The following is a 12,228-nucleotide window of genomic DNA, read 5'->3' as shown; positions in this document are numbered from 1 at the left end:
GGCTTGTGCGTCGCCGAGGGCCTACTGGGCGGTGAGGCGGGCGATCGCGTCCTCGACCGGCAGCTCCTCGCGCTCACCGGTCTTGCGGTCCTTCAGCTCGACGACGCCCTCGCCGGAGCGGCGGCCGGCGACCAGGATCTGCGGGACACCGATCAGCTCGGCGTCGGTGAACTTCACGCCCGGCGAGACCCCGGCCCGGTCGTCGACCAGGACGCGGACGCCCGCGGCGGCCAGCTTCTCGGCGACGTCGAGGGCCAGTTCGGTCTGCAGGGCCTTGCCGGCGGCGACGACGTGGACGTCGGCCGGGGCGACCTCCCTGGCCCACACCAGGCCCTTGTCGTCGGCGTTCTGCTCGGCCAGCGCGGCCACGGCACGCGAGACGCCGATGCCGTAGGAGCCCATGGTGACGCGGACGGGCTTGCCGTTCTGGCCGAGGACGTCGAGCTTGAGGGCGTCGGCGTACTTGCGGCCCAGCTGGAAGATGTGGCCGATCTCGATGGCGCGGTCCAGCTTCAGGCCGGTGCCGCACTGGGGGCAGGGGTCGCCCTCCTGCACGACGACGACGTCGACGTACTCGGCGACCTCGAAGTCACGGCCCGCGACGACGTTCCTGGCGTGGGTCTGGTCCTTGTTGGCACCGGTGATCCAGGAGGTGCCGGGGGCCACGCGCGGGTCGGCGATGTAGGTGACCTTCTCGCCGAGGCCCTGCGGGCCGACGTAGCCGCGCACCAGGTCGGGGCGGGCGGCGAAGTCGGCCTCGGTGACCATCTCGACGGTGGCCGGGGCGAAGTGCGCCTCGACCTTGTCCAGGTCCACCTCGCGGTCGCCGGGCACGCCGACGGCGACGATCTCGCCGTCCACCTTGACCAGCAGGTTCTTCAGCGTGGCGGAGGCGGGGACGCCGAGGGAGGCGGCCAGGGTCTCGATGGTGGGGGTGTCCGGGGTGGGGATCTCCTCCAGCGCGGGCACGTCCGCCGCGTCGACCGGCTTGAGGGCGTAGGTGATCGCCTCGGTGTTGGCCGCGAAGTCGCAGTTCGGGCAGTCGGCGAAGGTGTCCTCGCCGGCCTCGGCCGGGGCGAGGAACTCCTCGGACTTGGAGCCGCCCATGGCACCGGCGGTCGCGGCGCAGATGCGGTAGTCGAGGCCGAGGCGCTCGAAGATGCGCTGGTAGGCCTCGCGGTGCAGGGCGTAGGACTTCGCGAGGCCCTCGTCCTCGGTGTCGAAGGAGTACGAGTCCTTCATCAGGAACTCGCGGCCGCGCAGGATGCCGGCGCGGGGGCGGGCCTCGTCGCGGTACTTGTTCTGGATCTGGTAGAGGATCACCGGCAGGTCCTTGTAGGACGTGCACTGGTCCTTGACGAGGAGGGTGAAGATCTCCTCGTGGGTGGGGCCGAGGAGGTAGTCGCCGCCCTTGCGGTCCTTGAGCCGGAACAGCTCCTGGCCGTACTCGTCCCAGCGGCCGGTCGCGTCGTACGGCTCGCGGGGCAGCAGCGCGGGGAGGGTGACCTCCTGGGCGCCGATGGCGTCCATCTCCTCGCGCACGATCCGCTCGACGTTGGAGAGGACCTTCTTGCCGAGGGGCAGCCAGCTCCAGATGCCGGCGGCGGTGCGGCGGACGTAGCCGGCGCGGACGAGGAGCTTGTGGCTGAGGACCTCGGCGTCCGCCGGGTCGTCGCGCAGGGTCTTCGCCATCAACTGGGACATGCGCTGGACCGGTGCTTTCGCCATGGCTCTCGTACTCCTGCCGGGTAAGGGTGATGTCAGGAGGTTAGCCGGGCCGCCTGTGCGGGCGGAAATCGGTTAGCGCCCGCGCAGCGGCAGCGGGGCGCCCATCACGGCGTACGGCCGCGGCGCGCTCGGGAAGTGGACCTGGCGGGCGAGGTCGACGTAGCCGAGGGAGAAGTACAGACCGCGGGCGGGGCTGTCGGTGTCGATCGCGGAGAGGATCGAGCGGGGCTCGGCGGCGGAGTCGGTGATCATGGTGATCAGCCGCCGCCCGATGCCCCGGTTCTGATGACCGGGGTGGACGTGCAGTTCGGTGATGACGAAGGAGTCGTCCAGCCAGTCGGCGTTGTCGTTGGCCCGGAGGTAGGGCTCCACGACGGTGGACCACCAGTGGGTGCGGGAGTTCGGCATGCCGTAGACGAACCCGACCAGACGCCCCCGGCTGGTGGCCCCGAGCGCCCGCGCACCCCGGTACTGCATGTGCCGCTGGACGATCTGCCGGCGTACGGCGACCTCGTCGGGCCCGAGCCCGAAGGCGACGGCCTGCACGGCCAAGGCCTCGTCGACGTGGGCGGCGAGGTCCAGGGGGCCGATGACGAGGTCCATGCGGGGAGGGTACAGGGAAGCCGACGGCGCCCGGTCCGCCTCCGGACGGGGTGCGACCGGGGGCCTAGGACCGGCGCAGGGGTGCGGCTCGATCCGGCGGCCGATGACCGGCGGGCGGGTACTGCCTACGGTCGGATGTCATGAGCATCGACAGCAGTCTGGACGAGGCGTACGAACGACTGCACCACAGCGGGCCGGAGTTCGAGGGCTGGCTGAGCAACCACGGCCCGATGGCCGTGGAGGCACTGGTCAGGAACGGGCACGGGGACCGGGTGCACCGCTGGCTGGACCGCTACATGGACCGGCTGGACGAACTGCCGCGCGGCACGTCGCCCGTGACCGCCGACGACTGGCGTACGGCGCTGGGGGACCCGCGCCGGCTCGGCGACTGGCTCCTGTACTTCGAGCGCGAGGTGCGGGAGCGGCCCTGGCGCGCGGTGCTGGAGACGTGGTGGCCGAGGCTGCTGCCCGGTATCGCGGCGGGCGCCACCCACGGCGTGATCCGCACGGGCCACGCGGTGCACGCCCTGCTCGACGACGGAAACAGCGGAGATGGCGGGGCCGACGGGAACGGCGGGGCGGATCCTCGGCCGACCGAGCTGGGGCAGGCGCTCGGGTACTGGGCGGCGCGCTGGCAGCCGGTCACCGTCGTCGCGCCGTCCGGGGCGGCCGACCCCGCGTCCGCCCTCGCCGCGGTGCCACCGGTCCCGGACCGGAGCGCCGGGATCAACCACCGGCTCGGCCAGCTGCCCGAGACGGCCGGCTGGCCCGCGGCCCCGGCCGCGCTCCGGCCCGCCGCGGACGCGGACCAGGCGCGTGAGCTGCTGGCCGACGTGACGTCCGCCGCCGCGCTCCACTATCTGCCCCACGCGCACGGCTCGCCCGTCATGCTGGTGCACGCGGCGACCGCGCCCATGGCGGCCCTGCGGACCCTCCCGGCGCTCCCCCGCACCCAGTGGGTGCCGACTCTGCACGCGGCGTGGACCGCCGCCGCGGCCGTCACCGCGGCCTACCGCCCGGCCGCCCCCGCCCCGCAGGACGGCCTGCCGGCCGCGCCGGAGTCGGCGGAGGAGACGTTCGAGCTGGCCGCCCGGCACGGGGACGCGCACGTCATCAAGCTCGCCGACACCTGCCTCGACGTGCACCGGCGCACCGGACGCCCCAAGGCGCTCGCGGCGGTGATCCGGGCGGCGGAACTGATCGAGGGCATGTGAGCGAGAGGGTGGTGGCGTTCAGAAGAGGACGCTCATGAACGCGCCCACTTCCTGGAAGCCGACCCTGTGGTACGTCCGTCTCGCCGCCGTGTTGAAGTCGTTCACGTACAGGCTCACCACGGGGGCGACGTCGGCGAGGGCGTACCGCAGGACCGCCGCCATGCCCGGTGCCGCGAGCCCCCTGCCCCGGTACTCGGGAGCGACCCACACGCCCTGGATCTGACAGGCCTGGCTGGTCGCGGCGCCGATCTCGGCCTTGAAGACGACCTTGCCGTGCTCGTCGACGCGGGCGAAGGAGCGGCCGGCGCCGACGAGCTCGGCGACGCGGGCCTGGTAGAGCAGACCGCCGTCCCCGGCCATCGGGGACACGCCGACCTCCTCGGTGAACATCGCCACGCACGCCGGCATGATCGTCTCCATCTCGTCCTTGCGGACGCGGCGGACGTACGGGTCCGGGGCGACGTCGGCGGACGTCCGGTCGGTGACCATGAGCGGCTGATGGGAGCGGACCTCACGGGCCGGTCCCCAGTGCGGCTCCAGCAGACGCCACAGCCTGGCGGTGGCCTCGGCGGGCCCGACGATGGAGGAACAGCGCCGCCCGGCCCTGCGGGCCCGGTCGGCGAAGGCCCGCACGGCACGCGGGGTGGCGCAGATCGGCACCAGATTCGCCCCCGCGTAGCACAGGGACGTGAGCATGCCGTCCTCGTACCAGCCCCACATCTCGCCGCCGAGCCGCCACGGGTCGAGGCCGGCGATCTGGACGCGCGAGGTCACGAACGCGTTCGTGACCGGCTCGCGGTGGAGGACGGCGAGCGCGGCGTCCAGGTCGCTCGGTTCGAGCACCCGTGAGGTGGTCTGGGTCAACACGTGCGGGGCCTCGGGGCTGGGGATCTGCTGATCCTCCGCACTGTACCCCGAGGGGTGGTGGAGCGCTTAGTGGTGAGATCCGGCTGCGGGCGGACCCAGCAGCACGACCTCGAAGGTGCTCCTCTCCTGCCCCGGCAATCCGGGTCTCCCCGCCCAGAAGGTCACGGCGTCGTCCAGGGCCCGCAAGAGGATCTCGTGTTCGTCAGGGGCTCGCATACAGGAAACTCAGGCGCGGCATCCCGCAGCCGCCGCGCGACGTCGATGTCCCGTTGCAGCGCACTGAGCCGGGGAGGCTCCCGGCTCGCGTCGAGGACGACGACGTGCAGCTGGTCACCGACCTGGGGTGGTGCGGCGCTCTCGTCCCACCAGGAGGGATGCTTCGCCCGGTCGATGAAGCCGGCCTCGCGGCCGGCTTCGACCTTCGCCCCCACAGGGGCCACCGCAATCACGGTCGCCTCCAGCTCCTGATGATTACGGAACGCCATGCCGCTACTCACGCTCCACTGCCGGAACATCGGATTCAGATTTCATTGGCGTATGCGGTCAGCTTTGAGATGAAGGTCGTGTCAGCAACGACCCGAATACGAGCCTCAGATGACGTCAGGTTAAGGGTGACACCGTTGTCGGAGGTCAGTGAGACATCTGCTCTGATATCGGTCCCGAAGCCTTCCAGCGCGATCTCCTTGATACCGCTGAACGAAATCTCGACCTGCGTGGTGTTGAAACGCTGCACCGCCCACTTACGCGGAGGCCGTTCCGGGTATCGCGCGAGATCCAGGCGCAGCGTCAAGGTCGGTCCGTCTGTACGGAGTACCGCCTCGTGCAGGTGAACGCCCACGAGGTCCGGCGGGTTGCCCTGGTAGACGGAGGTAATTCCCTCCGGGTTGTGCAACAGGGAGGTCCATGACATGCCGACTCAGCCTTCGGCCTGGGGAACTCGTACTTTTTTCGGGTCGTAGCGCCACGTCCCAGTAGCTCAGATCCACCGAAAAATTCTCTCCGAAGTCCCGCACGGTGATGCGGCCGACCGCGCCGGATCCTGCTACGGCTACGGCGGGCGACGGGGCGGAGACAACCCGTCGACGTCCGGCGTGGTCGTCGTACGCCGCCCGCGCCGCGCCCCCTCAGTCTGCGCACCAGCCCGAAGGCCCGAGCAAGGACGACGAGTTCGCAACCGACGAGGGATGGCGACATACTGCTGCAGTGCGCTGAGCCGAAGCGGCTCGCGTCGAGGACCGCGGCAGGCAGCCTGTCCTACGTCATCTCACATTCGCCGAGTTCCTCCAGGAAGGGAGTCACATTTCCTGTGGAGTGATGAATTCCAGCACACTGCCGGTTAGACGTCCTCCACACACCGGACACTCCGCACGGAACGAGTGGGCCCGATAGCGCTCGACAAGGTCGGGGAACAAGGGAACATCAACCGTGAGATGGACCACTCGGAATTCCGAACCGCAGACGGGATGGGTAATCAGGTAGGGCTCTCCTACGACGGCTCCGGAGAAGTCCTCCCCCGTCGCCGTACCGGCGGCGACACGGCTGTCCAGGGCTGACAAGTCAGTACCGTCACTCCAGTGCAGGTAATAGCGGTGCAGCGGCCAGCCAGGACGTCCCCGGAGCACGATCCGGCGCATCCGCGGATGAGCCGCGAGCAGTCGGTCTTCCAACTCGTCGAACGCGGCGATCGGTTCGTCCGCTTCGACGAGTTCTCCTGCAGGAAAGTACTGCGTCTCCCACCGTCCGAACTTCACTGTCAGCCTGCCCACGGTTCCACCTTGATCATGTTCGGAATCAACACTTCGCTCTCCCCTGCTCCAGGCAAGCTCTGCCAGATCCCTTCGCTCGGGTCGATCATGGCACGATATACGGGACCCCCATTGGCGAAGTACTTCGCGACCTCCGGGTCTGTCGTGAACGACATCACCGAACGGGGGCCGTATGCCTGCTGCATCTCCGTTCCGAACTCCGAATGGGCCTGAGCAAGGGCATCGGAACCACCCCACTCCGCGAGAGCAGCGGCGTGCGCCCTTTCCGAAGCCTGGAGAGCATCCTCGACGGAGCCGGTCGAGTAGTACACGTTCCTGGCCGACTCGCTCATGAGCAGACCCGTCTCGTCCGCAATCATATTCTCCGCCATCATGCTTGTACCTCGGTAAATCGGTACCTTCCCCCCCTGCGGGTAGGGGGACAAACCGAGGGGGTCCGTCCAGAGGTGCGGGCTGGACACGTAGGTGTTGGGGTTCGGGGCGGGCGCGAGGCCGAGGGGATCCGGGGTGACGTAACGCGCGGTTTCAGGGTCGTAGTGGCGGAAGAAGTTGTAGTGGAGGCCGGTTTCGGGGTCGTAGTACTGGCCAGGGAAGCGCAGCGGGATGTATCCGGTGGCGTCGGCGTTCCATGCCGTAGTGCCCCAGAGGGTACTGCGGGTACGCCAGGCGATCTCACCATGCTCGTCGACGAGTTCGACGGGGCTGCCGACCAGGTCGGTAACAATGGCGAAGAAGCGGCTGTCGATCTCTTCCTGGGAAACACGGGCGGAGTGAACCCGTTCCGTCTGGGCGATGGGGCGCCGCCCCTGATAGTCCCAGGTGAGGGTGACCGGGCTGGGCAAGTCCGTGGATGTCGTCGTCTCTTCGCAGAGGGTGGTGCCGTCCCAGGTGAAGTCGGTCCGCTCGACAACCGTTTCACCGTCCCCTGCGAGGCGGAGTTTCGCCACGCGTCGGCCCAGCGGATCGTAGACGTAGCGCCAGCGAGTGCCGTCCGGCGTGACGGCGGAAGTGAGCCGGTTCTCGCAGTCCCATGTGTAGCGCCAGTTTTCCGGTTTACGGGAGAGTCGGGTCTTCTGGCGGAGAGTGATGCGTCCGAGGGAGTCGTGCTCGTAACGGACGCTTCCTGCGCGAGTGATCCGAGTGCCGAGGTATGTGCGTTCCCCTGTGGCATCGTGACCGGGGTGAGAGGCCGGCCAGGTTGCCTGTGCCTGGTTGCCTGCCCCGTCGTAGGCATAGGTCTCGGTCCAACCCTCCGCTCGAACGGCGGTGACCCTGCCGCTCGCGTCCAGGTCGAAGTCGCGTCTGCCACCCAACTGAGCTTCGATGGCGGTCAGATGGCCGTCGGCACGGTAGGTGTATGCGCGCCTCTGCAGCGTGCGGTGGTCCGGTGACGTCACCGACTGGGCAGCAAGGCGTCCCGCGTCGTCAAACGTGTTGGCGAAGGAGAGGAACTCATCGACATGACGGTTGAGTTCGCGGCCCGCCTCATCGTAGATGAAATCTATGGTGTGCCCGTTGGCCGTCAACTGACGGCGGTTGCCTGCCGCGTCGAACGACCAGGTGCTGTGTGCGCCGGTGGGCGTGGTGCGGCCGACGCGGCGACCCAGAGCGTCATAACCGTATGTCATCGTCCGGCCGTTGACCGTCTCGGACTTGAGACGCCCGTAACGGTCACGGAGTAGCTCGAGAACACTGCCGTCCGGGCCTGTGGCATGGGCCAGTCGGCCGGTGAAGTCGTAGGCGTAGGTGGTGATGGAGCCTGCGGCGTTCTTGGTAGTGACCCGGCCCAGGGCGTCACGTTCAAACGCGATCTGCTGGCCGAGGGCGTCGGTGCGGGTGGCGAGCCGGCCTGCGACGTCGTAGGTGTAGGTCAGGACGCGGTCGTCGAAGTCGGACTCCGATACGAGACGGCCTGCGGGATCGTATGTGTAACTCCAGTTCAGACCGTCAGGATTAGTGACTCGAGTGAGTCGCAGTTCGGTGTCGTGAGTGAATTCGTAGCGGACCCCGTCCGGCCCTGTGCGGGCGCTCAGCAGGTCGAAGTGGGTGTATTCGAAGCGGGTGACGCCACCGGCGGGGTCGGTGTGGCTGGTGCAGTTGCCCTCTCCGTCGTACGTCCATGTCTCCGTGGTGCCGTCGGGAGCCGTGCGGCGGGCAAGGTGACCTTCCACCGTCCAGGCCAAGCGAGTGGTCGAACCTGTGGGATCGGTGACGTCCACGGGGCGGCCGAAGGCGTCCCGGGTGTAACGAGTGACCGCGCCCAGCGGGTCGGTCACCTCGATCGGGAGGCCCGCCTGATTGCAGCGGATGGCTGTCGTGTGGCTGAGCGGGTCGGTCACAGACGTCAGGTGACCGGCCTCCGAGTACGCGAAGTGAGTCGTCTGACCGGACGGGGTGGTTGCCGATATGCGGTTGCCCCGCTCGTCGTAGGCATGGCGGTAGGTGTTGCCGTCAGTGCCCGTGATTCGTGTCGGCAGGCCGTGGGTTCCGTACTCGACGCGGGCCTCTTGGCCGTCGGGCCGGATGATGGCGGTCAGGTTGCCTTCGTCGTCGTAGCGGTACATCGTCGCGTGGCCCAGCGGGTCGGTGTGGGACAGCACGCGGTTGTAGCGATCACGGGTGAAATGGGTCGCCGCACCCAGCGGATCAATTTCGGTTATGACTTGGCCGGAGTCGTTGATCACGTAGCGGTGGGTGTGGCCCTCGTCCGTCACGGTGGTGGTGACGCGGTGACCCGTCGCCGGATCCGTACCGTCGTACGACAGGCGCAGCGCTACGTGGCCATGTGAGCCGCTCTCGGCGACGCAGCGGTCCCGGTCGTCGTACTCGTAGGTGTAGCTGCGGTTGTTCGTGTCCGTCCAGGACGTCACGCGAGCTCGGTCGTCGTAGCCGAAGCGGAGGGGGAGACCGGAGGAGTTGATGACCTCCGTCAGGTGGCCTTCCGGGGAGTAGGCGTAGCGCTTCAGTTCCGTGTCGGTGCCGTCCGGCCCCGCGCCGGCCAGGTGCAGGGCGGTCACCCGGTCACCCTGTGTCGTGATCTTCAGGCGGTAGCCGGCGGACGACACGATGGCGAGTGGGGTGCCCTGCGCGTCGTACTCGAAGGTCAGCCAGTTGCCGTTGCGGTCGTCGATCTGCTCCAGGACCGCCCGGTCCGCCGACTGGCCGGCGAAGTGCCAGACCCGGCCCGAGCGCGGGTCCGTGATCGTGTAGCCGCCGTCCACCCGGACCAGGGGCCAGCGGTTGCTGCCGTGGGCGGGGAGTGTCGCGGTGTCGGACCGGGGGTGGGGGTAGGTGAGGAGGAGGCCGTCCTCCGTCACGAAGATGACGCCCTCGGCGTCGATCGCCAGGTGCTGGTCGAGAGTTGAGGACCAGGACGGGCCGAACCAGTGGCCCAGTTTGTAGCCGGACTCCACGCGGCGCGTGAAGACGAGAGGGAGCGTGCCGGGGAGGGTGACGTCGGTCTGCGGCAGGTACATCTTGCCGGTGACCAGGTCGACCGGGTCGGTGTTGTCGTCCTCGACCTTGTTCTTGGGGTTCTCCGCCGTGCCTTCCGGGTCCTCGCCCGCTGCCTGGCGGGCGGCACTGCGGGTGTCCGCCGCCGCGACGTCGCCCAACCCGTCCAGTTCGCTGGGCAGCGCACGGATTCCGGGGACGGAGACCCCGTCGAAGAGGGCGCGGAAGCCGCCCGCCTCGCCCGCGACCTTGGCCATGGCACCGGCGCCGCCGAACATGCCGCCGAACTCCATCCCGGACACGGCCGAGTCGCTGACCTCGTCCAGGTTGAAGCCCTTGCTCTCACCGGTGGCCATCGAGACCGGCTGGGTGACCGCCAGGTCGACCGTCACCGACTCGATGCCGCCCATCGCGGCCGTGGCCAGGGTGGTGCCCGCGATCGTGGCGATCTCGGTGGAGACCTCGACGCCCAGGGTTCCGGCGAGTTCCACGACGCCCGCCGTGGCCGCGGCCGCCGCGCCCTCGGAGATACCGGCCGTGAAGATCGCCAACGCCGTGCCCGCGATGATCGTCGCCCCGACGATCTCCAGCTCGTGTTCCAGCTTCACGACCGCGTGGTGGACGGCGTCGGCGTACTTGTCCAGCGCCTTGGCCATGTCCCGGGCGCCGTCGGCCATGTCCTTCAGCCAGCCGTGGCCGTTGTTGTAGTAACGGCGCCAGTAGGGGTCGTCGAAGGCGGAGATCGCCTCGCCCTTGTTGTCCTCGATGATCCCGCGGGCCGTCCTGTTCGCCGCGGTCATGACCGTCTCGATGTCATCGGCGAAGTCACGCCAGGCCTTGGCCGCCGCCCGCAGCCCGTCCTCGTCGGCCGCCGGCCACCACATGCCGGTCATGTCCTGGACGATCTGCTTCGCCTTGTCCGCCGCACTCACTTCGGCTGACCCCCGCCCTGACCGCCCGGCTTCGGATGGATCCGGCTGAACATCGAGCGGACCAGTTGCTCGTTGTCGATGTGGCCGTCCGCCATGTCGGTCATCGCTTCTTCGATGCTGGCCAGACCCTGGGAGAGGACGTCCGCGGCGTGCTCGATCTTCGTCACCAGCGGGCCGTAGGTGTCGTGGAACTCCTTGCCCTGCTTGTCGTCACCCCACGGCGAACCGGCCGCCGCGAGCGCCGTCTTGAGCTTGGTCAGCGCCTTGGTCAGATCGGTACTGTGCGTGTGGAAATGCGGAGCCGTCTTCTTCAGATCCTCGATCTTGATGTCGAGAATCTTGCCGTCGCCACCGCCCTGGTCACCCATGGTGCCGCGCCCCTCCCCCGTCAGCCAACTCATCGGTCCGGAGACCCTAGTTGGCAAGACGCGTTCGCAATCGAGAGCGGCACCAAGGGGCGGTAAAGCCACGTTCAGGATTGCGCAAGCCCGAGGAACGCCTGCCAGGCGGTCGGCGGCACTATGAGGGTGGCGGTGGTGGGGTTCTGCTTTGAGTCACGGATGTGGATGGTGGTGGGGGTGGTGGCGATCTCGACGCATTCGCCGCCCTCGCCGCTGCTGTAGTTGGACTTGTGCCAGGTGAGGGCGACCTCTATGCATTCGCCGCCATCGCCACTGCTGTAGCTGCTCTTGAACCACACCAGCTCGTTCGGCTCGTCAACGCTCATGTCTCTCCCAGCAGCTTCTCTACAAAGGCCAGTGATTCGCGCGGTGTCAGGGCCTGGGCGCGCAGGAGGTTGTACTGCTCCTCCACCTCCCTGACCGTCGAGCGATCCGCGAAGAGGCGACTGGCCTTGTACGCCGGTACATAGGCGATCCTGCGCCCCTTCGCCGTCTCGATCAAGGTAAACGGACCGTTGAGGCAGGCGTGCTCCTCGCGGTCGTTCGGCATGACCTGGATCTCCACATTACGCCGCTGTCCGACGAGCAGGATCTGCTCCAACTGGCCCCGCCAGACGGCCGATCCGCCCAAGCGCCTGCATACAACGGCCTCTTCCAGCACGAAGCTCAGGGTGGTCGCCGGTTTCCGCGCGAAGATCTCCTGGCGGGCCAGCCGTGCCGCCACCCGCTGCTCGATCGTCTCCTCGCTCAACGGCGGCCTCCACATGGTGAAGACCGCCCGCGCGTAGTCCTCTGTCTGCAACAGGCCCGGTACGGCCTGTACGGCGAACACGTGCAGCGCGACTGCCTGCTTCTCCAACGCCGCCGCGTCCCGGAAGAACGCCGGATACTGCGCCTTCTCCATCTCCTCGATGAAATCGACCAGTACTCCCTGCGCGTTCAGCGCCTCGTCGGCCTGCATGATGAAGCGCGCCGACGGAATGCGTCTGCCCTGCTCGAACGACGCGATGGTCGCAGCCGAGTAGCCGGTAAGGCGGCCGAGTTCAGCGCGTTCCACGCCCGCCTGGGTCCGCAGCCGCTTCAACAGCCGCCCGAAGATGAGCGGGACCCCGGATCCCGGCTCGGACTCACCCTCCGATTCCTGCACTTCCTCGCTCACACAACCCCCAATGCCCTCGCGCCACCGTCCGTCACTGCGCGCACGCCGACAGCGGCACCCCGCCCTCGTACAACCCCTGTTGGTCGAGGTGCAGCCGCTGTTCAA

General features: G+C 68.5%; 11 protein-coding genes. 1 reads left to right on the top strand and 10 read right to left on the bottom strand.

The window, feature by feature from the left end; genetic code table 11:
- Positions 1–21: 21 nt before the first annotated feature.
- Together AC4OXY_RS33920 and AC4OXY_RS33915 are read right to left on the bottom strand one after the other, a co-directional pair.
- Entirely contained in the window at positions 22–1,728 is a 1,707-nt protein-coding gene (locus tag AC4OXY_RS33920) for a proline--tRNA ligase (protein WP_356024376.1), read from the bottom strand.
- Between the two features lie 72 nt (positions 1,729–1,800).
- Positions 1,801–2,331, bottom strand: a complete 531-nt coding sequence (locus AC4OXY_RS33915; protein WP_356024378.1) for a GNAT family N-acetyltransferase — start codon at positions 2,329–2,331, stop codon at positions 1,801–1,803.
- Positions 2,332–2,471: 140 nt separating this feature from the next.
- Here AC4OXY_RS33915 and AC4OXY_RS33910 point away from each other — a divergent pair, with 140 nt between their 5' ends.
- Positions 2,472–3,545 carry a questin oxidase family protein gene (locus AC4OXY_RS33910; protein WP_491991567.1) on the top strand — a complete coding sequence of 358 codons (1,074 nt, stop codon included), beginning with the start codon at positions 2,472–2,474 and terminating at the stop codon, positions 3,543–3,545.
- A gap of 18 nt (positions 3,546–3,563) precedes the next feature.
- On the opposite strand, the gene AC4OXY_RS33905 is transcribed toward AC4OXY_RS33910, so the two are convergent.
- From AC4OXY_RS33905 to AC4OXY_RS33870, 8 genes are all read right to left on the bottom strand, one after another.
- Positions 3,564–4,412: a GNAT family N-acetyltransferase gene (locus tag AC4OXY_RS33905; protein WP_356024383.1), complete on the bottom strand. Its 849-nt coding sequence runs from the start codon at positions 4,410–4,412 to the stop codon at positions 3,564–3,566.
- A gap of 161 nt (positions 4,413–4,573) precedes the next feature.
- Positions 4,574–4,927, bottom strand: coding sequence for a hypothetical protein (locus tag AC4OXY_RS33900; RefSeq protein ID WP_491991566.1), 354 nt, complete (start codon positions 4,925–4,927; stop codon positions 4,574–4,576).
- Positions 4,928–4,932: 5 nt separating this feature from the next.
- On the bottom strand, positions 4,933–5,322 hold the full coding sequence (locus AC4OXY_RS33895) for an Imm50 family immunity protein (RefSeq protein WP_491991565.1): 390 nt from the start codon (positions 5,320–5,322) through the stop codon (positions 4,933–4,935).
- Between the two features lie 385 nt (positions 5,323–5,707).
- Positions 5,708–6,178: a CpXC domain-containing protein gene (locus AC4OXY_RS33890; protein ID WP_491991564.1), complete on the bottom strand. Its 471-nt coding sequence runs from the start codon at positions 6,176–6,178 to the stop codon at positions 5,708–5,710.
- On the bottom strand, positions 6,166–10,563 hold the full coding sequence (locus AC4OXY_RS33885; RefSeq protein WP_491991563.1) for a DUF6531 domain-containing protein: 4,398 nt from the start codon (positions 10,561–10,563) through the stop codon (positions 6,166–6,168). The genes AC4OXY_RS33890 and AC4OXY_RS33885 overlap by 13 nt, the downstream gene beginning before the upstream one ends.
- Complete coding sequence (locus AC4OXY_RS33880) at positions 10,560–10,964, bottom strand: WXG100 family type VII secretion target (RefSeq protein ID WP_356024399.1); 405 nt, start codon at positions 10,962–10,964, stop codon at positions 10,560–10,562. Before AC4OXY_RS33880 ends, AC4OXY_RS33885 begins: the two co-directional genes overlap by 4 nt.
- Positions 10,965–11,035: 71 nt before the next feature.
- Positions 11,036–11,290 (bottom strand): DUF397 domain-containing protein, encoded by a 255-nt coding sequence (locus tag AC4OXY_RS33875; RefSeq protein ID WP_491991562.1) that lies wholly within the window; start codon positions 11,288–11,290, stop codon positions 11,036–11,038.
- The gene (locus AC4OXY_RS33870; protein WP_362821929.1) at positions 11,287–12,123 is read right to left on the bottom strand and encodes a helix-turn-helix domain-containing protein; all 837 of its coding nucleotides are present in this window, start codon (positions 12,121–12,123) and stop codon (positions 11,287–11,289) included. Before AC4OXY_RS33870 ends, AC4OXY_RS33875 begins: the two co-directional genes overlap by 4 nt.
- Positions 12,124–12,228: the final 105 nt, after the last annotated feature.

Source organism: Streptomyces sp. HUAS MG56 (assembly GCF_058673395.1).
The sequence above is the reverse complement of the archived record's forward strand: the minus strand, read 5'-3'. Positions and strand labels throughout refer to the sequence as shown.

Bases quoted from the DNA above. Each gene is read 5' to 3' on its own strand.
- AC4OXY_RS33920 (WP_356024376.1), bottom strand. From the start codon at position 1,728: ATGGCGAAAGCACCGGTCCAGCGCATGTCCCAGTTGATGGCGAAGACC.
- AC4OXY_RS33900 (WP_491991566.1), bottom strand. From the start codon at position 4,927: ATGTTCCGGCAGTGGAGCGTGAGTAGCGGCATGGCGTTCCGTAATCAT.
- AC4OXY_RS33910 (WP_491991567.1), top strand. From the start codon at position 2,472: ATGAGCATCGACAGCAGTCTGGACGAGGCGTACGAACGACTGCACCAC.
- AC4OXY_RS33895 (WP_491991565.1), bottom strand. From the start codon at position 5,322: ATGTCATGGACCTCCCTGTTGCACAACCCGGAGGGAATTACCTCCGTC.
- AC4OXY_RS33915 (WP_356024378.1), bottom strand. From the start codon at position 2,331: ATGGACCTCGTCATCGGCCCCCTGGACCTCGCCGCCCACGTCGACGAG.
- AC4OXY_RS33875 (WP_491991562.1), bottom strand. From the start codon at position 11,290: ATGAGCGTTGACGAGCCGAACGAGCTGGTGTGGTTCAAGAGCAGCTAC.
- AC4OXY_RS33880 (WP_356024399.1), bottom strand. From the start codon at position 10,964: ATGAGTTGGCTGACGGGGGAGGGGCGCGGCACCATGGGTGACCAGGGC.